This is a genomic window from Brevibacillus choshinensis (assembly GCF_016811915.1).
Lineage (GTDB): Bacteria > Bacillota > Bacilli > Brevibacillales > Brevibacillaceae > Brevibacillus > Brevibacillus choshinensis_A.
The window spans coordinates 1,610,573-1,636,594 of the sequence record NZ_CP069127.1 but is presented as its reverse complement, the minus strand read 5'-3'; the positions used below and the strand labels follow the sequence as shown (position 1 = coordinate 1,636,594).

21 protein-coding genes are annotated in these 26,022 nt (G+C 52.0%); 9 read left to right on the top strand and 12 right to left on the bottom strand.

Translation table 11 applies throughout. From position 1 onward, the window contains the following. Window positions 1-43 precede the first annotated feature (43 nt). On the top strand, window positions 44-937 hold the full coding sequence (locus tag JNE38_RS08535) for a DMT family transporter (protein WP_203356161.1): 894 nt from the start codon (window positions 44-46) through the stop codon (window positions 935-937). Window positions 938-1,067: 130 nt separating this feature from the next. Continuing rightward, window positions 1,068-1,523: a hypothetical protein gene (locus JNE38_RS08530; protein ID WP_203356160.1), complete on the top strand. Its 456-nt coding sequence runs from the start codon at window positions 1,068-1,070 to the stop codon at window positions 1,521-1,523. A gap of 51 nt (window positions 1,524-1,574) precedes the next feature. Here the strand turns inward: JNE38_RS08530 and JNE38_RS08525 are convergent, their stop codons facing one another. The 4 genes from JNE38_RS08525 to JNE38_RS08510 form a co-directional block, all read right to left on the bottom strand. Then, window positions 1,575-2,408: a carbohydrate ABC transporter permease gene (locus JNE38_RS08525; protein ID WP_203356159.1), complete on the bottom strand. Its 834-nt coding sequence runs from the start codon at window positions 2,406-2,408 to the stop codon at window positions 1,575-1,577. Then, window positions 2,408-3,358 carry a carbohydrate ABC transporter permease gene (locus JNE38_RS08520; protein WP_203356158.1) on the bottom strand — a complete coding sequence of 317 codons (951 nt, stop codon included), beginning with the start codon at window positions 3,356-3,358 and terminating at the stop codon, window positions 2,408-2,410. Before JNE38_RS08520 ends, JNE38_RS08525 begins: the two co-directional genes overlap by 1 nt. A 19-nt stretch (window positions 3,359-3,377) precedes the next feature. Next, on the bottom strand, window positions 3,378-4,712 hold the full coding sequence (locus JNE38_RS08515) for an ABC transporter substrate-binding protein (RefSeq protein ID WP_203356157.1): 1,335 nt from the start codon (window positions 4,710-4,712) through the stop codon (window positions 3,378-3,380). A gap of 196 nt (window positions 4,713-4,908) precedes the next feature. Further along, a complete protein-coding gene (locus JNE38_RS08510; RefSeq protein ID WP_203356156.1) occupies window positions 4,909-5,400 on the bottom strand; it encodes a YdhK family protein in 492 nt (163 codons plus the stop codon). Window positions 5,401-5,554: 154 nt separating this feature from the next. Here JNE38_RS08510 and JNE38_RS08505 point away from each other — a divergent pair, with 154 nt between their 5' ends. Together JNE38_RS08505 and JNE38_RS08500 are read left to right on the top strand one after the other, a co-directional pair. Continuing rightward, window positions 5,555-6,445, top strand: a complete 891-nt coding sequence (locus JNE38_RS08505) for an AraC family transcriptional regulator (protein ID WP_203356155.1) — start codon at window positions 5,555-5,557, stop codon at window positions 6,443-6,445. A gap of 604 nt (window positions 6,446-7,049) precedes the next feature. After that, a complete protein-coding gene (locus tag JNE38_RS08500) occupies window positions 7,050-8,669 on the top strand; it encodes an FAD-dependent monooxygenase (protein ID WP_203356154.1) in 1,620 nt (539 codons plus the stop codon). Window positions 8,670-9,220: 551 nt separating this feature from the next. Here the strand turns inward: JNE38_RS08500 and JNE38_RS08495 are convergent. The 6 genes from JNE38_RS08495 to JNE38_RS08470 form a co-directional block, all read right to left on the bottom strand. Next, complete coding sequence (locus JNE38_RS08495; protein WP_203357467.1) at window positions 9,221-11,332, bottom strand: glycoside hydrolase family 3 protein; 2,112 nt, start codon at window positions 11,330-11,332, stop codon at window positions 9,221-9,223. Continuing rightward, entirely contained in the window at window positions 11,329-13,008 is a 1,680-nt protein-coding gene (locus tag JNE38_RS08490; RefSeq protein WP_203356153.1) for a serine hydrolase domain-containing protein, read from the bottom strand. Before JNE38_RS08490 ends, JNE38_RS08495 begins: the two co-directional genes overlap by 4 nt. A gap of 6 nt (window positions 13,009-13,014) precedes the next feature. Further along, window positions 13,015-14,271, bottom strand: coding sequence for an exo-beta-N-acetylmuramidase NamZ family protein (locus JNE38_RS08485; RefSeq protein ID WP_203356152.1), 1,257 nt, complete (start codon window positions 14,269-14,271; stop codon window positions 13,015-13,017). 155 nt (window positions 14,272-14,426) lie between these two features. Next, window positions 14,427-15,758: a serine hydrolase domain-containing protein gene (locus JNE38_RS08480; RefSeq protein WP_203356151.1), complete on the bottom strand. Its 1,332-nt coding sequence runs from the start codon at window positions 15,756-15,758 to the stop codon at window positions 14,427-14,429. Between the two features lie 29 nt (window positions 15,759-15,787). After that, the gene (locus JNE38_RS08475) at window positions 15,788-16,846 is read right to left on the bottom strand and encodes a DmpA family aminopeptidase (RefSeq protein WP_203356150.1); all 1,059 of its coding nucleotides are present in this window, start codon (window positions 16,844-16,846) and stop codon (window positions 15,788-15,790) included. 27 nt (window positions 16,847-16,873) lie between these two features. Continuing rightward, window positions 16,874-17,809 carry a dipeptidase gene (locus tag JNE38_RS08470; RefSeq protein ID WP_203356149.1) on the bottom strand — a complete coding sequence of 312 codons (936 nt, stop codon included), beginning with the start codon at window positions 17,807-17,809 and terminating at the stop codon, window positions 16,874-16,876. Window positions 17,810-17,935: 126 nt separating this feature from the next. On the opposite strand from JNE38_RS08470, the gene JNE38_RS08465 reads away from it, so the two are divergent. Continuing rightward, the gene (locus tag JNE38_RS08465) at window positions 17,936-18,829 is read left to right on the top strand and encodes a LysR family transcriptional regulator (RefSeq protein WP_203356148.1); all 894 of its coding nucleotides are present in this window, start codon (window positions 17,936-17,938) and stop codon (window positions 18,827-18,829) included. A gap of 397 nt (window positions 18,830-19,226) precedes the next feature. On the opposite strand, the gene JNE38_RS08460 is transcribed toward JNE38_RS08465, so the two are convergent. Both JNE38_RS08460 and JNE38_RS08455 read right to left on the bottom strand, forming a co-directional pair. Beyond that, window positions 19,227-20,186: a Gfo/Idh/MocA family protein gene (locus tag JNE38_RS08460; RefSeq protein WP_203356147.1), complete on the bottom strand. Its 960-nt coding sequence runs from the start codon at window positions 20,184-20,186 to the stop codon at window positions 19,227-19,229. A 128-nt stretch (window positions 20,187-20,314) separates the two neighbouring features. Next, on the bottom strand, window positions 20,315-21,556 hold the full coding sequence (locus JNE38_RS08455; RefSeq protein ID WP_203356146.1) for a dicarboxylate/amino acid:cation symporter: 1,242 nt from the start codon (window positions 21,554-21,556) through the stop codon (window positions 20,315-20,317). Window positions 21,557-21,654: 98 nt separating this feature from the next. Between JNE38_RS08455 and JNE38_RS08450 the strand changes: the two genes are divergently transcribed. The 4 genes from JNE38_RS08450 to JNE38_RS08435 all read left to right on the top strand — a co-directional run bounded on the left by JNE38_RS08450 (window position 21,655) and on the right by JNE38_RS08435 (window position 25,975). Then, window positions 21,655-23,013, top strand: coding sequence for an aspartate aminotransferase family protein (locus JNE38_RS08450; RefSeq protein ID WP_203356145.1), 1,359 nt, complete (start codon window positions 21,655-21,657; stop codon window positions 23,011-23,013). Between the two features lie 74 nt (window positions 23,014-23,087). Continuing rightward, window positions 23,088-23,957 (top strand): MurR/RpiR family transcriptional regulator, encoded by an 870-nt coding sequence (locus JNE38_RS08445; RefSeq protein ID WP_203356144.1) that lies wholly within the window; start codon window positions 23,088-23,090, stop codon window positions 23,955-23,957. Window positions 23,958-24,179: 222 nt separating this feature from the next. Further along, window positions 24,180-25,037, top strand: a complete 858-nt coding sequence (locus tag JNE38_RS08440) for an AraC family ligand binding domain-containing protein (RefSeq protein WP_203356143.1) — start codon at window positions 24,180-24,182, stop codon at window positions 25,035-25,037. Next, entirely contained in the window at window positions 25,034-25,975 is a 942-nt protein-coding gene (locus JNE38_RS08435; protein ID WP_203356142.1) for a DMT family transporter, read from the top strand. Before JNE38_RS08440 ends, JNE38_RS08435 begins: the two co-directional genes overlap by 4 nt. The last annotated feature ends 47 nt before the right edge of the window (window positions 25,976-26,022 follow it).

Here is a 26,022-nt window from a genome sequence, read left to right as displayed (position 1 = left end):
CACGCCACCGCTTCTGCCTGATATCGGAAGGAACGATTCAACCATGCTGCGCTCCTATCTTCTGCTCATCTTTTGTGTGACGGCGTGGGGGAGCAATTTTGTGTTCGGCAAAATGCTCGTAGCCGAATTCTCCCCTCTGCTGTTATCCGCCTTGCGTCTTTTGTTCATCACGATCTTCCTGCTCGTTTGGGCACGCGGCCGCCTGTCGATGCCCGCTCTCTCCCGAGGGGATTGGCTCTTGCTCGGAAGTCTCGGGATCATCGGAGTCTTCATCAATCAGTGGTCGTTTTACAAAGGGCTGGTCACCGCCGACCCGACCACGTCCGCTCTCGTATTAGCCTTGACGCCGATCACGACTTCTCTCTTGGCCGCTGTTTTTCTCAAAGAATCGCTCACGCCGCGCATGGCTGTCGGTTCGATCGTCGGGACGGCTGGCGTCCTGTTCGTCATTTACAATGGGGCTGCGCTTCACTTTGACATCGGCATCCTGTGGATCTTTTTGACGATGATCACCTTTGCGGTATCGATCATTCTCGTCCGTCAGCTGGGGCGTCGCCTGCCGCCGCTCGCCACGACTCTCGCCTCCAATCTCATCGGGTTCGGGTCCATGCTGCCATTCGTTCTGATCACAGCTCCCGTGGCAGCCGTCAGCCATCAGGTGTCCTCCTGGCTGCTCCTGTTTGTCACCGCAGTCATCATGCATGGGGTCGTCACCTTGATCTGGAACAGCCAGCTGCAAAAGGTCGGAGCGGCCAAGGCTGCGATGTTTTCCAATCTCGAGCCTTTCATTGCCATGGTCTTCGGCTTTTTCCTGCTGGATCGGCCAGTCACAGCCGTCCAGCTCTTGGGTGCGCTTCTGATCATCGCTGGTGTGACTCTGACGACGACTTCCAAGGAACCACAGGTTCGACAAGAAAGCCCTCTTATATCCCATTAGTCAAATTGTATTAGTCGGGTATTCAAGTTGAGATTCCCCCTCCGACTCCTTTATACTAGAGGGTATCTGGAGTGACTGGCGAATCATTGACGGAAACCTGAGAATATACAAGGCGAGGAGGGACTTTTCCATGTCTATCGTCAAGCTTTCACAATGGGAAATGATGCTGCTGGAGGCAGCGCGGGCCAGCGGTTTTGTCGACGAGGAAATCATTCACAAGCTGCGCACCGACAATCGGGCAGCGTTTGCGGATGTGGAAGGCGGCCGGTTTGATTTCAGCGACTTGTTTGAGCTCGCCCAGCAGGACCTCCTTACGATCGAGACGGCCATTCGCGAAGGCTATCAGATCAAATTCACCACGATCAACGGCGTCAAATTCCTGTTGAACAAACGCTATGGATTAACTGCCGAAGCAGATTACACGGTGCAGGAAACCGCGCTGGACCAGATCCGCTTGAAGGACGACGCACTCGCCGCCGTCCATACGACTCTCTCTCCAAACTGGCGCATCATCGAGCTGGAGAAATTTCCGACCAGCAAGGAGACCGTCGTGCGGATCGAGCTTGCCCAATCCTTACCTCAATGAAAAAAAGAGCACTTCCTTCATGAAAAAGGAAGCTGCTCTTTTTTGCGTTGATTACCCTTTTACAGCCCCCTGCGTCAGACCTTCCACCAAATACTTCTGACAGAAGGCAAACAGCAGCATGGTCGGAATGACTGACAGCACCGTGGCTGCCGACATGGCTCCCCATTCGATGTCGTACTTCTTGATGAAGGCGTTCATCGCGACCGGAATCGTCTTGACGGACTCCTCGTCGATGAACAGGACGGCCATGATCAGTTCGTTCCAGCATTGCACAAAGGCAAAGATGAAGGTGGCGGCAATCCCCGGCAGCATGATCGGCACGATGACGCGAAACAAGGCACTGAATCGCGAACAGCCATCCATCATTGCCGCTTCCTCCAAGGCATTTGGAATTCGCTGAAAAAAGCCTGACATGATGATCGTGCAAAACGGGATCAGCATGACGGTGTAGACGAGCATGAGCGAAGCCAGGCTGTTGAGGATGTGCATGCGCGACATCATGACGTACAGAGGCGCCATTCCGATGAACATCGGGATCATCTGCGTGATCAGAAACCCAAGCATCACCTGCCGCTTGCCCCGAAATGAAAAGCGGGCCAGCACGTATCCTCCCAGCATCGCGATGATGACGACCACAGCCGAGGCTACCAATGAAACGAGAAAGCTGTTCCAGATATAGACCTGAAAGTGGGAAATGCGGAAGATCTCGATGTAATTTTGCAAAGTCACCTCTTTCGGCCAATAGGCAATCGGCAGCGCAAAGATTTCCTGCTGGCCCTTCAGTGACGTGATGACGATCCAGTACAGCGGGAAGATCGCAAACGCCAAAAATCCGGAGAGCACGACCACCTTGCCAGTCTTCCACCAAACATTGTCCTTTTCCATCAGAAGTCACCTCCCTTCTCTACTCGCGTCGCCTTGACGTAAAACACGGTGAACAGAAGCAGGATCAGCACGATGATGACCCCGATCGCCGATGCTTGGCCGTAATCCTGCCCGAAAATGACCTTTTCGATCATGAACGTGGCGAAGATATGCGTAGAGCCTGCTGGCCCGCCATTTGTCATGGAGTAGATGATGTCCGGGAAATTCAGAATCCATATCACGCGCAGCAGAATCGTCACCAGCATCGTAGGCAGGATGTACGGCAGCGTGACGCTCCACAGCTGCTGAAAGCGACCCGCGCCATCCATCGCCGCCGCTTCGTACAGCTCCTCCGGAATCGACTGCAGGGCCGCCAATATCATGATGGCAAAGAAGGCGACACCGTACCAGATATTCGCGATAATCACGGCTGCCATCGCCCACATGCCGTCTGCCAGGAACGGGATCGGGGCATCGATCATTCCTGTCTTCATCAGCAAATCGTTGATCACCCCGAATTGGGCATTGAACATCCAGCGCCAAATCAATCCGATCAAAAATCCGGACATCGCCCAAGGAAAAAAGACAAACGCCTGGTAGATGCCTCTGCCGCGAAACCTTCTGCGCATCAACAAGGCGAGGGTCAAGCCAAACAGGAGCTGGAAAAACAGCGAGCACACCACCCAGAAGAAGCTGTTCATCGCCACTCTCGGGAAGTCAGGGCTCGTCACGACGCTGACAAAGTTGTCCAGTCCGATGAATTGTATGTTGAGCAGATCAAACAACGTGTAGTTCTGAAACGACATGACGACTCCGCGAAGAAGCGGATAGTACGTAAAGACAGCTACGAACAGCAAAGCAGGGAGAAGGCACAGAAAGATGAACATGCCTTCCCCTTTCAGCCGAAACGGCTTCTTCCGCTCGGCAGCCGCCCTCTGGTTCGCCATGACGACGGGTTTCTCCGATTGCACGCAGGCGACCTCCCTTCTGCTATTTCCGCTCCGCTTTTTCCTTGGACCAGTATTGATCCCACTTTTTCAGCAGGTCTTCCGCAGAAATCTTGTCGAGCAAATAGCTCTGGATGTCCTTGTCAGCCGTACTCTGCCAAGCTCCCCAGCCCTTGTAGTCAACGGGCCTCGACACATCGATGAAGGTATCCGCCTGCGCGTTCATGTCGATGAACGCTTTGAAATAGCCTGTCTTGTAAAACTCATCTTCAGCCGCACTCTTCACAACCGGAATAACCGAGGTCCGTTTGGCATAGGTGGTGCTTTGATCAGGATCGGAAAGGAATTCGATCAGCTTCCATGCCTCATCCTTGTGCTTGGAATACGCTGTCATCCCCCAGCCCGGACCGCCGACGACCTGCTGGGCCACTCCTGATGGTCCGATTGGGAGCGGAGCCGTCGCCCACGTGCCTTCTTTCATTTTCTCTTTTGCCCCGTCGATGACGTCCGGGTCCTGGATCAGCATGGCGGTAGAGCCGGAGACGAACCTCTGCACCATTTCCTGGAACCCCCAGCTGACGGAATCCGCTGGCGAAGCCTCCTTGTAGAGCTGCTTGTAGAAGGCAAGCGCTTGGAGCGATTCAGGCGTCGAAAACACGGTGCGTCCATCCTTCAGGAAAAACGCTGAGGCTGGATCCACTTCCTTGCCATTGTAAGCCCACATCGTGATCAACGCGTAATCCCAGCCGGTCGGACCTCCCCGGAAGCTGTAGCCATAGCGGTTTTTCGCCGGATCAGTCAGCTTTTTCGCTGCCGCCAGCAGCTCATCCCACGTCTTGGGTACTTCCAAGCCCGCTTCCTTGAACCAGTCGGTCCGGTAAAACAAGACGCGCTGGTACAAGCCATTGGGGATGTAATAGGGCGTGTTGTCCACCCACGTAGCCCGCCGCTTGGCGATATCCGTCAGCTGGTCGTAATTTTTCCACTTGTCGGTGTACGGCTTCAGATTTTCGATAAAGCCGTTCATGGAAAACTGCTTCGCATTGAACTCGCGCACCTCCAGCACATCGAGCTCCTCTTTGGCCATCAGCATCTGCGTGATTTTCTGATCGGCTCCTTCAAACGGGGGTGAAACCAAGTCCACTTTGATGCCAGGATTTTTCGCCTCGAACTGAGCCAGCAGTTCCTTTAGCAGCTCGGTTCTCTGTGGACTGGTGATGCTCTCTACCATCTTCAGCGTGATGGTCTCTTTGGCCTGTCCGTTGCCTCCTTCTGGCGAAGAAGCAGGCGGATTGGTGGCCGACTGGCTACACCCGGCGACCAGCCCCATTGACAGAGCCAGACTGAGTACAGCGGATAACCATTTGGAAACCTTCATAAACGAACCCCCTTAGTCTACGGATGAATGCCAGTGTGATAGCATTGTACTAAATATTCAGAATAGTAAATTTCAATATATTTACCTCTTCTTTCACTTTCTTTACCATTTTTCAGAGTACAAGGAAAACGGCAGCCTGGACGTAGAATTGTCCCTGGCTGCCGCTGTATGATAAGGCTATCGCGTTTCGTTCCACTTATTTTGCAGGTGAGAGCTCGCTTTCGATGACCCACTTATGATTCTTGACTTCGCCACCGCCTGTTGTCGGTGTGTAATCGACCATGTAAACCGTCGTTGTTTCAGCAGAGTCGATTTTCGCCGAGGCATCCATCATGCCTTTTTCATGATCTGCCTTCAAGATCACTTCTGTACCTGGCTTGTATGGATTTTTGACGTGGCTCTTGATTTCCTCGTGAATGATCCATTTATATTTGCTCACTGGCGCTCCACCTGTCGTAGGTGTATAGGTAACCGCATAGGCTGTGGTTTCGTATGCAGCCACCACCTTGCCTTTCGCCCCTTGCATGCCTGGCTTATGGTCAGCTTTGATGATCACGTCGCTTCCGACTGCGTAAGTAGCACGTTGTTCGCTTTTTACGTCTTTAGGGACCTCAGCTGTACTCGAACCACAGGCTGAGAGGCCTATTGCGGCAACGAGCATCAGCGTAAGCAGTTGCAGCTTTTTCATTCAAATACACCTCCGGTTTCATAGTTGTCCACATGAACAGTATACACTCTCAGACGTGCATGTCCAATTTCGCCCCCGTCATTCTTGTGCACCGATTGTCGGATTCCCACACTCAACCCCTGCTATTGTATAGGAGAAAAGGAGGTCATATCGTATGGAATTGCTGGAAAAGCTGAATGGTGCATTAGCCTATATCGAGGACCATCTGGCGGAGGAAATCGATTTTCAAGAAGTGGCGAGGATAGCGGTTTGCTCGGAATACCACTTCAAGCGCATGTTCCCGTTCTTGACGGGTGTCTCGCTCTCGGAATACATTCGCCGCCGCAGGCTGACTCTCGCGGCATTTGAGCTGGCGAGCTCTGAGTGTCGCGTCCTCGATATTGCGGTGAAGTACGGTTACAGCTCCGCCGATTCCTTTACGAGAGCGTTTCTAGGCTTGCACGGCATTACCCCGTCTGAAGCACGAAATCACGGGCATTTCGTAAAAGCCTATCCGCGTATGACCTTCCATGTATCCATTCAGGGAGGCAGTGAAATGAACTACCGCATTGTAGAGAAAGAAGCATTTTCTATTGTTGGCATGAAAAAACGTGTGCCCATCCAATTCCAAGGAGTGAATCCCGAGATCGCCGCCATGTGGCAAAGCTTGGACGAAGCCGCGATTGTGCTGTTGAAGAGCCTGTCCAACGTGGAACCTCTGGGACTGCTCAGCGCCTCGACGAATTTCTCGGAAGGAAGGATGGAAGAAAAAGGCGAGCTCGATCATTACATCGGAGTGGCGACCACTGAAACGTGTCCAAGTCACCTGACTGCACTCGAGGTCCCCGCTTCGACATGGGCGGTCTTTGAGGCTGTCGGTCCGTTCCCGGAGACGCTGCAAAATGTGTGGGGCCGGATCTATTCCGAATGGTTCCCGTCCTCCATCTACGAGCAGGCGCAAGGTCCTGAAATCCTATGGAATGAGCACAAGGATACCTCATCGCCTGTTTTTCGCAGCGAAATCTGGATACCGGTTGCGAAGCGAGACTTAGGAATGAATGAATGAATGAATGACAGAAAAAGATCCGGCTAATATGTGAACTTAAATCACCATAGTATAGGGTAACTCCATTATTAAAAGGATATCGTTTAAAATGTGACACAAAATGTTTACTTTGGGTATTTCAACCTAGTTGGAATACCTTTTTTATTTCCAGTTTTAGAGCATGTTTTTGGTAGTTAAGAGAGGCGGACGTAGCCCAAGCGAAGGCGCGGGAGAATTAATTAATAATGTTAATATTATCCTTTCCAGAACAAGTGTTTGAAATATACTAATATTCACTAGCGTTGCATAAAACTCATGCATTTAGGTTGACATACTATTCTGAATGGATCTTTATTGGTAAGAATCAAAAACCTGAACACCTAAATAAAAAATACCCAACACTACTTCGTTAAGTCATACGTTAATCTAAAATTATCATATATATGGAGGGATACTTTTATGGAATATCAGGAACTTGTTTTCACAATTAGCGAATATGGAAATCGTGATAGGTTTATTGGGTATGGCTTTCATCCAGATGAATAAGAAATCAAATAAAAAAAACGACATATGACCTTTTTGATTCCTTTACAAGATTATTTAAAAAGAAAGGTAGATTAAGAATATGGGGAATAAAAAATTTAGCCAAATTCAGTCATATGATGAGACTGTTCCAGTTCTTATAGTTGGAGGAAGTTTGGTAGGACTTTCTCTTTCTCTTCTTCTTGCAAGGCAGGGAATTTCCTCAATGGTTGTAGAGCGTCATCCGAGCACTGCTATCCATCCACGCGTAGCAGGTTTGACAGCAAGAACCATGGAAATTTTTCGGCCTTTAGAAGTTGAAGCAGATATACGAAACGTAGAACCACCGTTTTCAAAAGATAGTAAGGTCTTTCAAGCGGAGAGTCTTGTGGGGAAAGTGTTCAATCATACGATTGAAGACATGAGTGCTTTCTTTGCAGATGAAAGTCCTGTAAAAGGCAGCTGTATTGCACAAGACATACTTGAACCCATCCTGAGAAAACATGCCGAACAGAATGGAGTGGACCTCCGATACGATACGGAAATGATTTCATTTGAACAAGATGAAAATGGGGTTTCAGCTATTATTCGTAATCGCTCTGACAGTGCTTCCCGAAAAATTCAGGCTGATTTCATGATTGGTGCTGATGGCAGTAAGAGCGGAGTAAGGAAACAACTTGGTATTAAACAGCATGGAGCAGGGACACTAATGCATAATATGAGCATGGTTTTCGAAGCTGATATCGCAGAGTTATTTGCAAAACGAGATGCTGTAATGGGCTTTGTTCGAAATGAAAATGTGATGGGAGCTTTTGTGCCTTATCCCGGTACCAGTGTGCGTTCAAATCTCTATCGGCTGGATATTTGGTATGATCCAACAAAGGAATCCATTGTGGATTATCCAGAATCACGGTGCATTCCATTGATTCGTGCAGCGATAGGAATATCTAATATACCGGTAAAGTTAAAGACAGTACTTACATGGGAAATGGCCGCCCGTGTATCTAATCGCTTTCAAAAAGGGCGGGTATTCCTTGTTGGCGATGCTGCCCGTGTACAGCCTCCAGCTGGTGCCTTAGGAGGTAATTCCGGAATTGCAGAGGCACAAAATCTAGCATGGAAATTGGCTGCAGTTCTTCGCGGTGATGCAGACCATGGTCTTCTCAATACCTATGAAATGGAACGCCTACCAATTGCTGATTTAACTGTAGAGCAAGTTACTGCTTTATCACAACAGCGTGCTTCAGAGGAAATTGATCAAATTAAAGTTAATACGTTAATAATTAACATGGGTTATCGTTACCTAAAAGGTGCATTTGTGGCTGAAGACGAGAAAGATCCCATACAAATAAAATTCCCCAATCAGTGGAGAGGACTTCCAGGATCTCGTGCGCCGTATGTTGTTTTAGGACAAAATGGGAAACAAGTTTCAACTCTTGACTTATATGGTACTAATTTTGTACTGATGGTTGGGCCTGATGGGAAAGATTGGATTCAAGCTGCTATTGCAGCTGCAGAGAAAATAAATTTTACCTTATCTGTTCATCACATCGGGGCTGAATTCGCTGATATAGATGGGAGATTCTGTAGCTCTTATGGAATCAGTGCAACTGGGGCTGTTCTAGTAAGACCTGATGGAATAGTGGGGTGGAGAAGTTCCAAAATGGTACATGACCCAATGCAATACCTAGAAAGCGCATTCTCGGCTATACTTTTAAGGTGATTATAAACCCGCATTCAGCACCTCAGAATTAGGCTTACCCCTTTTTCCTAAGGTGCTTTTTAAAAAATTGCGGTTATGTCATTAAATTCGATATTTTTCTAGTTAAATCCCTTTCAGGTTGCACCCATCAATCGTGTAAAATTTCAACAACGTATTATCCGTAGGGGTTACTGTTCTATCTGTTTTTACTATTTTGATATGAGTGATGAATGCCGCCTTGGTACACTTATATGGGCTCTGTAATCAACCTACAAAGTCAACCAAGCCCCCAATCGCATGTTCATGTAATCCTTCACTATCACTTGTCGCTAACGGCTCCCGCTGAGGGCTACGTTCCTATTCACGAACATACAATCTTGCTCACATTGGGCTTTAACGGAGCCGAGCATATAAAAATTCACTATCAAAACAAAAGGGATGCTGGATTAATTTCCAGCGTCCCCCATAAATCGTGTTTTTGTGTCACATTATATACGATATCCTTTTAATAAAGGAGTTGCCTCGTGTTAATTGTCATTTAATAAAAAGGCTATGCCGGATCTTTCCTGATATCACTTGCTAGCGCCTCGCCCAAACGTGAGACCGTGTCCATATGGGTAGAGCATCCCACCTTTTCCGTCCGGAATCGTCACCGGAAGCTTCCCTGTCGGCTGGTTCCAGCCAAAAAGTGTTTCTGCCGTAGCAGCAAAGCTGGCATTGCGAAAGCCGTATTGAGCGAGATAGGCATCCACTCGCGGATACGCCATGATATCGTACGGATTGCGAATTCCTACGCCAATCACTGGCTTTCCCCTCTGTTCGATGATCTGCCTGTACAGCTTCATGTGCGGATCAGCAAGCGACCTTCCCTGAACGTCGGAGGTGGAGGAGGCCACGACCACCACGTCTGCCTGGATCACCTGTTTCCACTGCTCAGCCGTCAGCCCCTTTTGTTCGACCCGGACAACACGGGTCAGGTCATGGTATTTTTGCAGCGCATTCGCCAGATTCTCTACATACGCATTGCCTACGACCACCAGCTGCTGGCTTTCCTCCAGCTTCAGAGGAAGCACTCCGCTGTTTTTCACCAGCGTAATGGATTTTTGTGCCATTTCCGTCTCCACTCGCTTATGCAGCTCAGAACCGATTGTCTCCTGAGCATGAATCAATTTGGCTTCGACGGTTTCCGGATCTTCCTCCTTCATGATCCCCCGTTTGATTTTCAACGTGAGGATGCGCCCCAGCGACCGATCGATACGCTCCTCGCTGATTTCACCCGTCCGCACAGCTTCCAGCACGCCTGCTATGACCTTTTTTAGCTCGACGGGCATCAGCAGGATGTCAGCTCCTGCCTGAATGGCGCGAACAGCCGCATCTACGGGGCCGAAATGATCTGCGATCGCTTGCATATTCAGTGCATCCGTAAAAATGACACAGTCAAACGCCAGCTGCTCGCGGATCAGCCCGGTGATGACCTTGTGGGAAAGAGTCGCGGGGAGGGCAATTTTCGATCCGTCTTTTTTGGAGCGAACCTTCGTATCATCTAGTCCAGGGAAGGTCACATGAGCCGTCATGATGGCATCCACCCCTGCGGCAATCGCCTGCCTGAACGGGTAGAGCTCGATCTGCGAGAGTCGCTCCAGACTGTGCGGCACGGTGGGCAAGCCCAGATGGGAATCTACAGCGGTATCCCCATGCCCGGGGAAGTGCTTGACTGTCGCCACGATCCCATTGTGCCGCAGTCCTCGCATGTACGCGATCCCTTGATCCGCTACCAGCTGCGGATCTTCTCCGAACGATCTGACGCCAATCACAGGATTGTCCGGATTGTTGTTCACATCCAGATCCGGGGCGAAGTTGGTGTTGATCCCTAGACTGGCAAGCTCTCTCCCTATGACATCTCCCGCTTTCCAAGCCAATGTCTGCGAACGCGCCGCACCCAATGCCATGTTTCCAGGCAGCTCTGTGCCTTGCTGCAATCGAGTCACCACCCCGCCTTCCTGGTCGATCGCTACCAGGAGACCGAACTTTTGCGCCGCTTGCTGGAGTTCGTGAACCAGGCGGACGGCTTGATCCGTACTTCCTACATTTTCTCGAAAGAGGATGACGCCGCCGAGCTCATATTTTTTGATCGTGTCTGCGATCTGCGGCAGTAGTGCGTTCATGTTTTTCCCCTGCAGCCGCCGAAAATCGGGCATCATCATCTGCCCTACCTTCTCCTCCAGCGTCATGCGGGTGATCGCTTTGCGGATGATCTGATACCGCTCGCCTTTTTGTTTGATCACGGTTACCCTAGGCTTTCTCTGCTCGCGATAGACGAGTTCGATGCGATCTTCCACCCTGCCATCGGAAACGGAAATAAACACCGTGCCCTGGCTTGTAAATTGGACGAGGCCCTGACTATCGACTGAGGCGACATTCTTATTGGAGCTTTTCCACTGCAGGCGATGCTTCACCTTTTCCACGTGTCCATCTCTGTATACGTGGAGCGCCTGCAAGGGCAGCATGTCGCCAACATGCCGCTCCCCCAGCTCGGGAATATTCCAGTCGATGATCAGATCCGGGATTTGCACCTGGGCCAAGGCGTTTGGCGGATAGACCGATGCGCCCGGACTGACGAGGACGGTGAAAAGCAGCACAACGAGGACGAGAGCAATGTGAATTCGCCTTTCGTTTCCTTTCATGATGATCCGTCCTTCCTCCCTTTCTCCTGCTGCCAGCCATCCGAATGCCATTCTGTCCTCACCTCCCTCCCTTTCTCATCCGTGACGGTGGGGCGGTGTACATACCAGCCCCTGCCGTTTATCGTTTCGTCAGTGGCATACCGAAATCGCACGAAACGGGTCCCTGCAGGAAGCTTCCAAGAGATGCGTGCCCAGTCGCTTTCGCCCGTCTGGGGCATGCCGATCGGCTCCCAGCTGATCCCGTCCGCCGACACTTCCACATAGCCAAAGTCGTACTCATTTTCGATCCGCAGCCATGTGTCAAAGGTCAGCGTTCCTCCGGAGGCAAGCTCCGCTTCAGCTGTCAGCAGCGCCTGGCGCAGGTCGCCTGTCCCCGCGTACCAGGCGCCGTCTTTCCAAGGCATCGCCACCGGAATGGCGCTCGCTACTTGACGCATCACGCGGCCACGGATCGGATTCAGGGGAGCGGTGTCGCGGATCGGATGAATCCGGTTGGTGAGCAAGATCCCGATCGTCTCCTGATTGGGGCTCACTACGAGTGCCGTCCCGGTAAATCCCGTGTGCCCGAGCGCCCGGCTGTCGCTGAGCGCATCCATGTAGGAGCCTCTATCCAGCTCCCAGCCGAGTCCCTGCCCCTCTCCGGGAAATGCACCTAGTTGGTTCTGCGTCATCCAAGCGACGGACTGTGCGGACAGAATCCGCTTCCCATCGTAGGTGCCGCCGTTGAGCATCATTTGTGCAAAAACAGCCAAGTCGCGGGCGGTTCCGAAAAGCCCGGCGTGCCCGGCTACGCCACCGAGCGCCCAGGCATTCTCATCCTGCACCTCCCCCCAGACGAGTCCTCGATCTGGAGCAGTCTGGAATTCCGTCGCAGCGATTTTCTTTCGCAGCGGCTTTGGCGGATTGAACATCGTCTGCGACATGCCCAAGGGTACGAGAATGCGTTCATGAATATAGGCATCGAGGGGCATGCCTGCCTGCTTTTCCACCAGTGCCCCCAGCGTGATCATGTTCAGATCGCTGTAGACATACGCGCTTCCCGGTTTGCCCGAGAGCGGATGGCGCAGGACGATCTGCAGCCGCTCTGCCCGATCGTCTCCTTTTTTGTACAGGGGAATATAGGCGGGAAAGCCGGAGGTATGGGTCAACAGCTGCCGAACGGTTACTTGCTCCTTATCATTTGCGGCAAACGCGGGCAGATAAGCAGCTACGGGCTGATCGAGCTGAAGCCGCCCTTGCTCAGCCAGCTGCATGACCGCTGTTGAAGTGAGCAGCTTGCTGATCGACGCCAGATCAAAGATCGTGTCCGTCTGCATCCGGATCGGCTCGGCTTTCAAGGTAAACTCGTCGTCCCTGTATTTCGCGGCAAGCCCGTAAGCCTTCTCTTTGACGATCACCCCGCGTCTGGCTACGAGCACGACAGCGCCGGGAATGAGATTTTGCTCGATCGCCGATTGGATCACCTTATCGATTTCATCCATTGGAGCGCTTGTCATTCCTGCATCGCTCGGCTTTCCCTGGCGCAATTCGCGATACGACACACCGGGCGAATCCCAGGAATGCGAGAGCGGCTGCGGGACTGGCTTTGCTTTTTTCGGGGCGTCCGGCAAATCGAGCGCCACGGCAGAGCCTGCCAGGCACATGCACAACAGCATACTTCCCACCCATGTCTTCATCCTTCTTCACTCCGTGCCATAGAGCAAATAAGGCTCACGCTGCTTTTCAAACACCCGCAGGTTTGCCTCCCATTGAGCTGCGATTTCGCTGACCGGGGTACCGAGGTCCAGGGCTTTACGCACTTCATCCGTGCCGACCAGCTTGTCGATCCAATGGTCTTGTCGCCAGGAAAATTGCCGCGGATACAGCTTTTTTACTTCTGCGATGACAGACAGGGCGGTGCGAACAGGCTCGTACGCTTCCCGATCGGTCACGTAAAAATGCACCCCCCCGATGTTCTTGCCTGCATGCTTGGAAAAGGCAGGCTGAAAATACGCCTCGCGAAAGGCTACGCCGGGCAGCTTGAGCCGATTCAAGCGCTGGACCAGCTCCCAGCTGTCGATGTAGGGAGCCCCAATCCATTCGAACGGGCGAGTCGTTCCCCGCCCTTCCGAGAGATTCGTCCCTTCAAACAATCCGTTTCCGGGATAGACTTCCGCTGTATCCACAGTCGGCATGTTCGGGGAAGGAGGCACCCAGGGGAGGCCCGTCTCTGCATACGACATCCCCCGCTTCCAGCCGCTCATCCGGATGACGCTCACCCTCGTTTTCTTTCCGTACTCTTTTTCCAGATACTCATGCTGAATCCAGCCAGCCAGCTCGCCGACTGTCATGCCATGCCGCACCGGTATCGGATACAGGCCGACAAACGACTGGAAGCGGGAATCGAGGACGGGCCCCTCGACCTTCTCCCCGCCGATTGGGTTGGGTCTGTCCAAGACGATGAAAGGCTTTTGCGCGATCGCAGCGGCTTTCATCCCGTAAGCCATCGTTGCGATATACGTGTAAAAGCGAGAGCCGACGTCCTGAATGTCGTACAATACCACGTCGACATCCCGGAACAATGGAGCGATCTCTTTCGGCTTTTTTCCATACAGATTGTAAAAGGGCAGGCCTGTTTTCGGGTCCTTGAATGATCCTGTCGCTAAGCCCGCTTGTTCCGTTCCGCGTATGCCATGCTCGGGGCCATACACCGCTACTAATCGAACGTTTTTCGCAAGCAAGGCGTCTACATCGTGAACGAGGTCTTTTGTGACCCCTGTCTGATTGGTAATCAGGCCGACCCTTTTTCCTGACAGCTGTTCGGGATCCTCCAGGAGGCGTTCGATTCCGGTCTGGACGACAGGGCTATATTTTTCCTTCGCCGTCGCTCCCACTGCGACGGTGCCGATCAGTACAAGGACACTCCAAAATCGAAACCAATGGGAGAAAGTGAAAGTCATGGTGCATCACCTCAAGGCATGTTTGTCCTCCTCCCCATTATTGGTTTATTTTGGGGCGGGAAACCCCCTTTCGCACAGGATCTTGTCCAACAAAAAAAGAGCGCCCCAGCGCTGTTGTCACAGCAAGGGACACTCTTCTTTCAAACTCGTTAGGCTTACTCCGCTCTCGTCAGCATCCTCAATCCCAACAAGACAGCCCACGCCTTTTCTTCGGACTTGAAGAAAAAGCGAAGCGGCATTTCCGTCTCCAGGAACACCAGCGTCTCACAGCTGCTCGTGCGCAGATCAAATTCGGCTCCCGCCACCTCCGCGACCGGCTTGCCCTCCCGCAGGAAGAGGTTCAGCTGTCCGCCCTCTGCGGATCGATAGGTTCCCACCAGCTTTTCCAGCTCCTCGGGGGTGGCATCGCAATCCGGTTCCCGTTCTTCCTTTTGATCCAGTGGAAGTCCCAGCGCTGCATTGACTGCCGCTAACCAGACATCGCGAATCGGCACTTGATCGAGATTGGACAAAACCGTGACCACGATCCCTTTCTGCGGCACAAAACCGAAGTTCGAAGATACCCCCGGCTGACCTCCCCCATGCTCCACCAGGGTAATGCCGTCTGCATAATCAGGCGTCACTTTGAGGGCGTACCCATACCACGCCTTTCTCGTGAGCGGATGGACCGGCTGCCACATGCCTTGCAGCAGGGATTCACTGGCGATCCCCTTTTCTTCGGCCAGCCCATCATTCACATACAGCGCCCCGTATTTCAGCAAGTCTAGCACATTGGAGCGAATCCCTCCGCCGACTTCGTAGTTTCCAAGAGTCGGCCATTCCGCTCTTTTCACGTCGGAAGATCCCGCCTGCTTGACGTAGGGTACCGACACATTTTGCATCCGGGCCAATTCTTCCAGACTGTAGGTAGAGCGGTGCATGCCCAGAGGCTCCAGCAGCAGATCCGTCATATACCGTCTGTACAGGCGTCCCGTCACGCTCTCGATGATGGCACCCAAGAGGAGGAACGTATCGTTGCAATAACTGATATAATCGCCAGGCTCACCCAAAAGGTCATAGGAGGCAGTGGCCAAATAGTCCAGATGGTCGCCGAGCTTCGTCAATTCCTCCCGACGCACCAGGGGAGGCACACCCGTCGTATGCGAGAGCAGATGGCGGATCTGTACGTGGCTGGCATCCTTCCCGTTTGAGAGACGGAAGGTGGGGATATGCCGTGCGACCGGATCCTCTAGCGACAGCTTCCCCTCTGCTGCGAGGTGCATGATAGCTACAGCCGTGAAGGATTTGGTTACGGACGCCACCCCGAAGATCGTTTCAGGCGTCACAGGTTCCTTCGTTTCCAGATCACGAACGCCAAAGCCCTTTTGGTAAATGACGTCTCCATCTCTGGAAATAGCGACAGCGATCCCCGGAACCTTTTCCCGTTCCATAAAGCTCTCGACAAACCCTTCAAACTCCCTCGCTCTCGCAAAGGCCGTCCTCGTCATGGAAACCTTCCCCCTTTTGCCCAGCATCTTTATTGACCATTCTGCATGTAATTTTCGAACGGAAATGCGTGCACGGTATTCCCTCTTCTTCCCACGGTCGTCTCTGCTTGGGAGAGGGAATTGTAGATGGCTTCCTCTGCCGCTTCCGCCGCTGCGGCAAAGAGCTGATTCATGACCGGATGATCTTCGCGAAGCTGCGTGCGCGTCTCGATGTGCTGGTCCGCTTTGTGTGCGATCTTATGTGCGGTGGAAAAGGCGATGACGATATCTCCGCTCCCGTGACTGTAATGGCTCCCGGACCTCCCGAGGCCGATACCCGTACGCTTGGCGACACGCAGCAGCTGCCGGTCGCTGAGCGGCGCATCCGTAGCCAGCACCAGAATGATGGAGCCGTCCGTAGGCTTTTCCACCGCTGGCGGCGAGCTGGCCACTCCCTGAAACAGCTTCTCCACCAAAAACTCATGCTTGCTGCCAAAATTGCTCAGAACCAGAACCCCGACGGTATAGGTGGCCACGAGGCGGGAGGAGGATCCGATCCCTCCCTTGTAGCCAAAGGCGATCATCCCGGTACCGGCACCTACTGCCCCTTCTGCCACCGGTCCGCTGGTTGCTGTGCGGATCGCCTCCATGGCGTCCTCCGGTTGTACGGTGCAGCGGCGAATGGAGTTGAGATGGCTGTCGTTGCACTCGCCCACCACGATGTTGATCGTACCTGTCGTGTCCCCGATTTCTTCATGCGAATCCAGCATGTATTGGAGCGCTCCTTGTGTAGCGGCAGGCACGGAAAAGGTATTGGTCAGCAGGATGGGCGACTCCAGCACCCCGAGCTCATTTACTTGCACGAGCCCGGTCGTTTTGCCAAATCCATTGATTACGTAGCTGGCTGCTGTCACTTTTTCCCGAAACAGACTGCCTCCGTGCGGCACGATCGCCGTGACACCCGTGCAGGCGTACTCCTGGTCTCCCTCCAGCTCTCGCTTGATCGTGACATGGCCGACCCTCACGTCTGCCACATCCGTGATGTCGTTTTTCTCCCCAGTCGGCAGTTGCCCGATGGTGACGCCGTACTCGCGAATCTTTTTCGCCATCGTTTCTTTCCCTCCTATTGGCTACGGTTACACCGGTCGATTTCGCAAAAAATTCTGACCCGCAAACCCGCGTACTTCTTCCTCGGAAAAATGCTTCAAGAGCTCGTTGATGAGATTTTGCGTCATTCCTGCGTGCTCCAGTCCGACGACCTTGGTAGTGATTCCGTCAAAATCAGAGCCTAGTCCGATCCGGCTGACCCCGCCGAGAGAGGACAAATGATCGATGTGCCGGATCACGTCAGCAATGGTTGCCTCGCCTTCCTTTTTGACAAACATCGGACAGTAGACCACATGCACATTCCCGCCTTTGGCAAACAGCGCGTTGGCCTGCTCATCGGACAGATTGCGAGGATTGTCGCACCAGGCTTTTGTATTGGAATGGCTGGCGATCGGATATTTCGCGATCTCAAGCGTCTCCCAAAAGCTCGCCTCGCCCAGATGCGATACATCGGTCAAGATCTTATGCTCGTTATGGAACTGGATGATTTCTTTTCCAAAGGCAGTCAGCCCTGCATTTCGCGTCTCCAAGGCGCCATCTGCCGCAAGATTGGCATAATTCCAGGTCAAGCCCACGGAGCGCACCCCCAGCTGATAAAGGATGTGCAGCTTTTTCAGGTCATTCCCGATCGGCTCTACGCCCTCCAGCGTCAGCATGGCACCTATTTGTCCGTCCTGCAGCCGGTCAAAATCGCTCCATTCGCGAATATGGACCATCTCGGGATTCTTCGCCAGCACTTCTGTGTAAAAAAAGTGGATCTGATCGAGCGCTGCCTGGAATCGCTGCTCCGCCTTCATGTCAGCAGGCGTATAAATGGCAAAGCACTGCACCTTGATTCCGCCTTGCAAAAGCCGTCCTTTATTCGCATCCAGCTCGGTTGCATCCGCAAAAGAAAGCTTGCCGTCCTGCTCCCAAATTTTCAGCAGCGCATCGCAATGAAAGTCAATGATGTCCATCCCCGGCATCGTTATCGCCATCCTCATCTATGTTCTAGCAAGTCTCTTGATTTTACGTTAATGTATCTGTAAAGACTTATCCAATAAAAGATTGCTATAGCCGTGTTCAAAATTTTGCATAATGGAGTCTTCCCTATGAATATGGAACAAATTGAAGCGTTTATCTTCGTCGCCCTGACCGGGAGTTTCAGCAAGACGGCAGAGCTGCTTTACCTGTCACAACCGACTGTAAGCATGCGCATCAAGGCACTGGAGACCTCGATGGGGTGCAAACTCTTTCAGCGGACTGGACATACCATTTCCTTGACCAAGGAAGGCGACCTCTTCCTACCCTACGCCAAAAACATTCTGCACATGCTGCAGGAGGGGCAGCAAGCCATCCAGCGCTCCTACGGCGATGTGGAGGGAGAGCTGGTCATCTCGACAGTCTTTGTCGCTGCGTTTTACATTCTCCCCGACCTGGTCGAGCAATTTCAAAAGCTGTATCCAAAAATCAAGCTGACGATTCTCACCGGTCATTCCCATCAAGTCCTCGATATGGTGCTGAATCACGAGGTTCCCTTTGGCATCGCCCGGGAAGTGACTCACCCGCAGATCAATCGCATCCAGCTCATGTCGGACGATATGGTGCTCGCCATCTACCCGGAGCATTCCTTCGCCAGCCGCCAGCAGGTCTCCATCGAGGAAGTGGCCCGGGAGCGTCTGATCCTGTTCAACCGCGGTTCGCTGGATTGGAAGCTGATCAGCACGGCCTTTAGCCATCATCAGCTGCAGAACAACGTCGTGATGGAAGTGGACAACATCGAGGTCGTCAAGCGAATGGTCAAGCAAAAGCTGGGCATTGCCTTCCTACCCCGATTTTCCATCCAAAAAGATTTGACTGAGGGGGAGCTGCTCGAGGTCACCGTACAAAGCCTGCCTCAGATCAATCGCAACTTCGAGCTCATCTACCTCAAAGACACGCCGCTCCACGGCATCATGCGGACCTTTATCGACTTTTTGATGCAGAGCAAAGTCCTGCAGCCATGACGCTGTGAAAAAAATCTGCGGCAGCCATGGACTCAATCTTGAACCTCATGGGCTGCCGCTAGATCTCCTGTGTCAAAAAGCTGCGTCTATTATCGTTTAAAAGTGCCGATGGTGGCTTGCATATCTTCCGCCATTTTGGTCAAAGATGCTGCCGATACCGAAATTTCTTGCATGGAGGCGAGCTGCTCCTCCGTTACGGCCGCAACGTTTTGCATGCCCGAAGCGGATTGTTAAGAGATGGACGTAACCGATTGCATATGCGAAGTTACTTGCTCCGTCTGATGAACGATTTCTTTGACGAGTGAATGAAACCTTCTTTTCCTGCTTGACTGCAGCATCGAAAGAGTTTGAACAAAAAAAAGCCTACCTCTTTCAAGGTAGGCAATCGCACGTCGAATCATCTGTTGTTGCCCAGCAAATCCTCCAGCACCTTTTGCACTTTTACTCCGGTCTCAAAGGTCACCAGTCTCGCCTCTCGCCCTTCGATGGCATTCGCAAACTCATCCAGCAAGTGAGACAGTCGATCGATCAAAGGGATCTCCAGCGGGGATACCGCCTCGTCGTCTTTGCCTTCAAATAAATTCGTCCAATTTTGCAGGCTGAGCGTGCCTTCCGTACCATAAATGCGATAGTCCAGATGCTCCTTGTGGGCGATGCCAGCGAGTCCATTGATCGTTACAGGCGTCCCGTCCGCCAGGCGCAGGAAAGCGGATACACCCGTCTCGCACGCCTCTGGGTCAGCCGGATAATCGACCTCGGAACGGATGACCTCCAGATCGCCGAACAGTTCATAGGTCAAATGCGTGTAGTGAGGCAAAACTTCCCGGATGAAGCCGCCTTGCTCCCGACCGGAAAGCCAGGGCGTCTGCTGCCAAGGGCGCGGCCATTGGTGAAAGTGCGTGAGGATATCGATGCGGCGAATCTGTCCCAGCTCGTCCAAGCGGCGTTTCAGCTCCGGAAAGATCGCCTGATAGTACGTCGGGAAGTTCATCGCGTGAACCACTCCCGCTTCTGTAGCTGCCCGCAGCATTTCTTCGGCTTCCTCCAAGGAGTTGGCCAGTGGCTTTTCACACAGGAAATGCTTTTTATGCGCCAGAACATCCAGGGCAATCGCGTGATGGAATTTGGGCGGTACCGCCAAATAGACGGCATCCAGCTCTTCCTTCTCAAGCAATTCGCGATGATCGGTATACCAAGGCACGTCTCCGGACAGTTTGGCTGCCTCCTGTGCCCGCTCTGCGGAAACATCACTGATCGCTGCTATGCGAAATGTTTGATGAGTGCGCAAGGCATTCATCATCCGCTCCCCCATCACACCTGCTCCGATGACACCAATTCGATAGACTCGTTGACTCATCCTAAAAATCCCTCGCTTCTCGTCTTCTGGTTTTTGTCAGACAACTCAACTACCCCATTTCTCCATTGGTGCGAACATTCCTTGTGTACAACCTGCTCTGCGCAAAAAAGAATTTTATCAGCCAACCATCAGGCGGAAGCAGATTGACTCTGCCCAGACTCCGTATCTTTGCGGAATACGCCTTCCCATTTCGCCACCGCAATGCAAGAGAAAACATGTCCAAACACGTTGACGGCCGTCCGTGCCATGTCGATGACGCGGTCGATCCCGATGATCAGGGCCACTCCCTCTGGCGGCAAGCCTACTGCGGTAACCGTCGCCAGCAGGATGACCATGGAGGACGAAGGAACGGCGGCGACCCCTTTACTCGTCACAATGAAAAAGAGCACCATCATCAGCTGCTGCTGCCACGACATGTCGATGCCAAAAGCTTGGGCGATAAACGGCCCGGCAATGGTCAGGTACAGCGTGGTTCCATCCGAATTGAGCGGCATGCCTGCCGGGATGACAAACGATGTGATGTACTTGGGCACCCCGTACTTCTCCAGACGCTGCATCAGCTGTGGAACGACGGTCTCTGTGCTCCCTGTCGAAGCGCCGACAATCATCAGATCCCAGACCATTTTGTAAATTTCCTTGATCGGCACGCGCAGGAACAGAGCGACGAGCGAAAAGAGTCCGAACACAACCACCGCCAGCCCGAGGTAAGCGGTGCCAATCAGTTTCAACAACGGAACGAGCAAAGCGATCCCGTACGTCCCAATCGTGTTGGCCATCAGGGCAAACACACCGATCGGGGCTGTCAGCATGACCATGTTCACGAGCTGAAAGGAAGCCTTGGAGGCGATCTCCAGCATGGACACGAACGGTTTGGCTTCATTGCCGAGCTTGACCAGCGCGACACCAAACAACATGCAGAAGAAAATGACGGCCAAAAGATCATTCTTTGCCATGACATCGACGATATTGGTAGGAATGATGTGAAGAAGCAAGGTTTTGCCATCGAGAACCGTCGACGTATTCGAAGCGACCGTCGTCAGATCGGCTTGGGGAATATGGGTGAGATCGATTCCTTTACCTGGCTTGACGATATTGGCGATGGCAAGTCCGATAAACAGAATCAGCGTGGTAATCAATTCAAACCAAATGACGGTTTTGATCCCGATACGCCCCATTCGCTTGATGTCACCAATCCCCGCGATCCCGACCAGGAGCGTCGTGACAATGACGGGAATGACAATCATCTTGAGCATGCGAATAAAGGCATCACCCAGGATTTTGATCTCTTTTACGAGCTCCGGAAAAAAATGACCAAAGGCTGCCCCCAGCACGGTCGCACCCAAAATGTAGAATGCAAACTTAGTCTTCATAAAATTCCCCCAGTTCATAAAATTCTTGGACATGAAATGATTATTGCAAATCCCAAAGGTCCGTGCAATAATAATTTCACAAATAAGGAGGTAATGAAATGAAAATTTCATCGTTGCAAGCTACCTTTCAAGCATCCCGACCACAATCTGCGGCTTTCTTCGAGCGCGCTAAGCATACGATTTCCGGCGGTGTAAATGGCAACCTGCGCTACTTTGCGCCTTTTCCGATCATTTTTGAAAAAGCCGAGGCAGCAAGCCTGATCGATCTGGACGGTCACCGTTATGTGGACTACCTGCTGTCTTATGGCGCTCTCATGCTCGGCCATGCTCATCCGGAAGTTCTGAAAGCGACTCAAGAGGTCTGGGAAAAGCAGGGAACGAGCAGCTTTGGCGCGACCCACCCGCTAGAAATGGAAATGACCGACGAGCTGCTAGAGCTCTACCCGAGCTTTGATCAGGTCCGCTTTACCAACTCCGGCCTAGAGGCTACCCTGTTTGCCCTGCGTCTCGCTACGGCATACACCGGAAAGTCTCACATTGCCAAATTTGAAGGACATTATCACGGTGCGCACGACCACGTCCTGCAAAGCGTGAACCCGACGGCTGATCTCGCCGGAACGACGCAGGCTCCGCATCCCGTGCCGGAATCGCTCGGGACGCCAGAGTACTATCGCGATCACAGCGTCATCCTGCCTTTCAATGACTGGGACGCTTGCGAACGCATCCTGACTGAAAATGCGGATCTGATCTCGTCTGTGATCATGGAGCCCATGCTCTCCGGCTATATCGCTGCCGATCGCACCTTTATGAAAAACCTGCGCGAGCTCACGACGAAGCTGGGCATTGTCCTGATTTTTGACGAAGTGAAAACAGGCTTCCGTATCGAGGTGGGCGGCGCGCAAGCATTCTACGGTGTCCAACCTGACCTGACCGCACTGGGCAAAGTCGTAGGCGGCGGCTTCCCCATCGGCGTCGTGGGCGGCAAGCGTGACATCATGGAGCTGGCCTCCCCGCTGCGCTCCAGCAAAAAGTCGGAGGTCGTCTTCCACAGCGGTACTTTTAATGGGAATCCGCTGTCGATCGCCGCTGGCCTAGCTACCATCCGCTACTTGAAGCAGCCGGGTAACTTTGCGCAGATCGTGGCACAAACGAACGAGCTGCGAACTGGCATCGACGCGCTCGCCAAGGAATACGCCCTGCCCTTCCATACCCTCGGCGAAGGCACCATCTTCAATGTCCTGGCGACAGGGGAGACTGTCGGTCACTACCGCGATCTGGGCAAAAACAACAATCAGCTCCGCCTGGCTCTCGACTATCTCTTGATGGAAAACGGCGTCTATTCCAAGCCGATGAACCGATTCTCCCTATCAGCGGCCCATGGCCCAGCCGAGGTCAAAGCGACTCTGGATGCATTCGAGAAAAGCATGGCTGCGCTCAAACAAGATCCGCTCGTGTAAGGGGCGCAATTGTCACTCCTTCTGACCTGTCGTATACTTATCGCAGGATTTGTGCTGGACAGGAGTGAGCCTATTTGAATCAGAGCCTTACCGTATTGCAAAAGCTGTCTCATATGTACCCGCAGATGAGCCCCTCCCAGCAGGCCATCGCGGATGTGATATTGCGTGATCCCGAATCATCGGCGTTTTATAATGTAGCGGAAATGGCCCGTGAGGCAGGCGTGAGCGAAGCAACAGTCACGCGATTCGCCACGTTCCTCGGCTATTCCGGGTTTCCCGGATTATCTCGCGAGCTGCAGGAGATGGTCCGCTCTCGTCTGACGACCGGCCAACGTTTTCAGCTGACCCGCAGCGTTACCGAGGCCGAGCAGCAGACGGTCATGCAGCATTTTGAGGAAGACGTCCACAATCTGAATCTGATGATGGAGCGGATCGATCTCAATGCACTGGACCGGATCGTGCAGCTGCTTTTGTCAGCCAAGCGGATTGGCATAGTAAGCGCCCGCAGCACCTTGGCACTGGGTACCTTTTTTGACTTTTACCTGAACCTGCTCAACAAGGATACGCTCTTGTTCAGCGGAGAGCCCCGGACCAATGACCGCCTTCACCGCTTGCAGGAAGACGACGTGATTGTCGGCATCGGGTTTGCCCGCTACACGCGCTTTAGCGTGGATTCTCTCGCGATTGCCAAAAAGCGCGGTGCCCGTGTCATCGTCATCACGGACTACCCTTCCTCACCGCTGTGCAAATACGCGGATGAAGTGCTGTATACACCGACAGGCATCGCCTCTCATATGGAATCCTTTGTCGCTCCCATGTCCCTGTTGACTGCGATCCTGCGTTCCATGTTTCATCGGGATTCGGAAAAGGCGACAGGCGTACTGAACGAGATGGAAGAGGCGTGGATCCGGCTTGGAACTTATTACGATCCGAACAAGACTTAAATCAGAGCTCCAACCAAAAAGGCAGCAGCAGACACGGACGAAGCATAATGTCCTGGACTGCCACCGCCTTTTTTGCGTTCTCAGTAACCACATAGGTCTTACGTTATCCAAGTTTCAGGCTAGTGGTGGCAGCTTTTGTTGTGACTGAGCAACATCATGCAAGAACCACTCACATTCGTGTGGTATGTTATCCATACATCAACAAGCTAAGGGGGAAAACGAATGGCCAATGAGGTACGGACGGTCTTTTTCGATAAGAAATTAAAAATAGAGGCGTATTGTTTTCAAGGGATTATGCAGAAATTTCCAAACCATTTTCATGATTATTATGTCTTAGGCTTTATCGAAAAAGGAAAGCGTTATCTGTTATGCAGAAACCAGGAATATATCACGAACGCCGGCGATGTAATCATCTTCAATCCGCGTGACGCTCACACTTGTGAACAGGTGGACGGGAAAACGCTGGACTATCGCAGTCTTAACATTCCTGAGGATGTCATGCGCCAAGCCGTATGTGAAATCACAGGAAAGGAATACCTGCCCCGCTTTGCACAAACCGTTCTTTATCGCAGCGAGCTTGCACCCTCGCTTCGAGAGCTTCATTTGATGATTTCTGAGGGAGACAGCGACTTCAAAAAAGAGGAGCTGTTTCTGTTTCTGATCGAGCAGCTCTTACAAGAATATTCCGATACCGTACCGGAGCATTGCCCACAAGAACCTACCACTGAATTGAGAATGGTATGTGAGTATTTGGAATCAAACTACTCACATCCAATCACACTTGACCAGTTGAGCGAGCTGACGAAAATAAGCAAATATCATCTGCTGCGCTCTTTTACCAAACAAAATGGCATCTCCCCCTATCGTTATCTTGAGACCATTCGGATCGGAAATGCTAAAAAACTGTTGGAACAAGGCATTCCGCCGATGGAGGTAGCTTTTCATACTGGCTTTAGCAGCCAAAGCCATTTTTCGAATTTCTTCAAAAAAATGATCGGATTAACACCGAAACAATACATGAAAATTTTTGAACCTCTAACAGAATCGGTATTGCCGGCCAGCAGTGAGATCACGAAATGAAGACTCAGCGAATATCTGCGGGGCATCTGGCGGCATTCGTTACGATCCTGATTTGGGGCATGACTTATATATCCACCAAACTTTTACTGGTCGATTTTACTTCTATTGAGATTCTCTTTTTTCGATTTATCATTGGCTATCTTACACTGCTGATTGTGTACCCTCGGCGAGTCAAAACAAGAGGTTTTAAAGAGGAGCTACTTTATATCATTGCGGGGCTGTGTGGCGTTACCTTGTTCTTTTTACTTGAAAATATCGCGCTTACCTATACGTTTGCCTCCAATGTTGGCGTGATCGCTTCCATTTCCCCATTTTTCACAGCTGTTTTGGCCCACTTCAGCTTAGAGGGAGAAAAATTACGTCTTCGCTTTTTGGTAGGCTTTGTTATCGCGATCATCGGGATTGCATTGATTATGTGTAATGGCAGCTTTCTATTACAGCTGAATCCCCTAGGAGACTTACTGGCCATCCTTGCATCCATCGTTTGGGCTGTTTATTCTGTGTTCATGCGAAAAATAAGCAAGCTTGGATATCATACCGTGGGTAGCACGCGCAAAGTATTTTTCTACGGTTTACTGTTTATGTTACCTGCTCTCGTATCGCTGGACTTTACCTTCGACATCTCGAGGTTCGTTAGCGTCTCCAACTTATTGCATCTATTCTTTCTAGGGTTTGCAGCTTCTGCCTTATGCTTTGTAAGCTGGAACTGGGCCTTGGGGATTTTGGGAGCGGTAAAAACGAGTTTGTATATATATTTGGTGCCAGTGATTACCATTGTAGCCTCTTCGCTTATTTTGCATGAGGATATCACATGGATCGCGATGCTAGGAGCTGCGCTTACCTTGGTGGGACTGTTTGTTTCAGATGGGACGAAGAAGCAGCTTGGATTGAAGAGTAAGATCTTCAGACCTCATCATACGAAAATCCCCTCCAAGTAGACTTTATTGCGCTTTATCAGCACTTGTCTACTCAAAGGGGATCCTAT

Coding starts and splice junctions, on each gene's coding strand:
- JNE38_RS08535 (WP_203356161.1), top strand. CDS start 44: ATGCTGCGCTCCTATCTTCTGCTCATCTTTTGTGTGACGGCGTGGGGG.
- JNE38_RS08530 (WP_203356160.1), top strand. CDS start 1,068: ATGTCTATCGTCAAGCTTTCACAATGGGAAATGATGCTGCTGGAGGCA.
- JNE38_RS08525 (WP_203356159.1), bottom strand. CDS start 2,408: ATGGAAAAGGACAATGTTTGGTGGAAGACTGGCAAGGTGGTCGTGCTC.
- JNE38_RS08515 (WP_203356157.1), bottom strand. CDS start 4,712: ATGAAGGTTTCCAAATGGTTATCCGCTGTACTCAGTCTGGCTCTGTCA.
- JNE38_RS08510 (WP_203356156.1), bottom strand. CDS start 5,400: ATGAAAAAGCTGCAACTGCTTACGCTGATGCTCGTTGCCGCAATAGGC.
- JNE38_RS08505 (WP_203356155.1), top strand. CDS start 5,555: ATGGAATTGCTGGAAAAGCTGAATGGTGCATTAGCCTATATCGAGGAC.
- JNE38_RS08500 (WP_203356154.1), top strand. CDS start 7,050: ATGGGGAATAAAAAATTTAGCCAAATTCAGTCATATGATGAGACTGTT.
- JNE38_RS08495 (WP_203357467.1), bottom strand. CDS start 11,332: ATGAAAGGAAACGAAAGGCGAATTCACATTGCTCTCGTCCTCGTTGTG.
- JNE38_RS08490 (WP_203356153.1), bottom strand. CDS start 13,008: ATGAAGACATGGGTGGGAAGTATGCTGTTGTGCATGTGCCTGGCAGGC.
- JNE38_RS08485 (WP_203356152.1), bottom strand. CDS start 14,271: ATGACTTTCACTTTCTCCCATTGGTTTCGATTTTGGAGTGTCCTTGTA.
- JNE38_RS08480 (WP_203356151.1), bottom strand. CDS start 15,758: ATGACGAGGACGGCCTTTGCGAGAGCGAGGGAGTTTGAAGGGTTTGTC.
- JNE38_RS08475 (WP_203356150.1), bottom strand. CDS start 16,846: ATGGCGAAAAAGATTCGCGAGTACGGCGTCACCATCGGGCAACTGCCG.
- JNE38_RS08470 (WP_203356149.1), bottom strand. CDS start 17,809: ATGCCGGGGATGGACATCATTGACTTTCATTGCGATGCGCTGCTGAAA.
- JNE38_RS08465 (WP_203356148.1), top strand. CDS start 17,936: ATGAATATGGAACAAATTGAAGCGTTTATCTTCGTCGCCCTGACCGGG.
- JNE38_RS08460 (WP_203356147.1), bottom strand. CDS start 20,186: ATGAGTCAACGAGTCTATCGAATTGGTGTCATCGGAGCAGGTGTGATG.
- JNE38_RS08455 (WP_203356146.1), bottom strand. CDS start 21,556: ATGAAGACTAAGTTTGCATTCTACATTTTGGGTGCGACCGTGCTGGGG.
- JNE38_RS08450 (WP_203356145.1), top strand. CDS start 21,655: ATGAAAATTTCATCGTTGCAAGCTACCTTTCAAGCATCCCGACCACAA.
- JNE38_RS08440 (WP_203356143.1), top strand. CDS start 24,180: ATGGCCAATGAGGTACGGACGGTCTTTTTCGATAAGAAATTAAAAATA.
- JNE38_RS08435 (WP_203356142.1), top strand. CDS start 25,034: ATGAAGACTCAGCGAATATCTGCGGGGCATCTGGCGGCATTCGTTACG.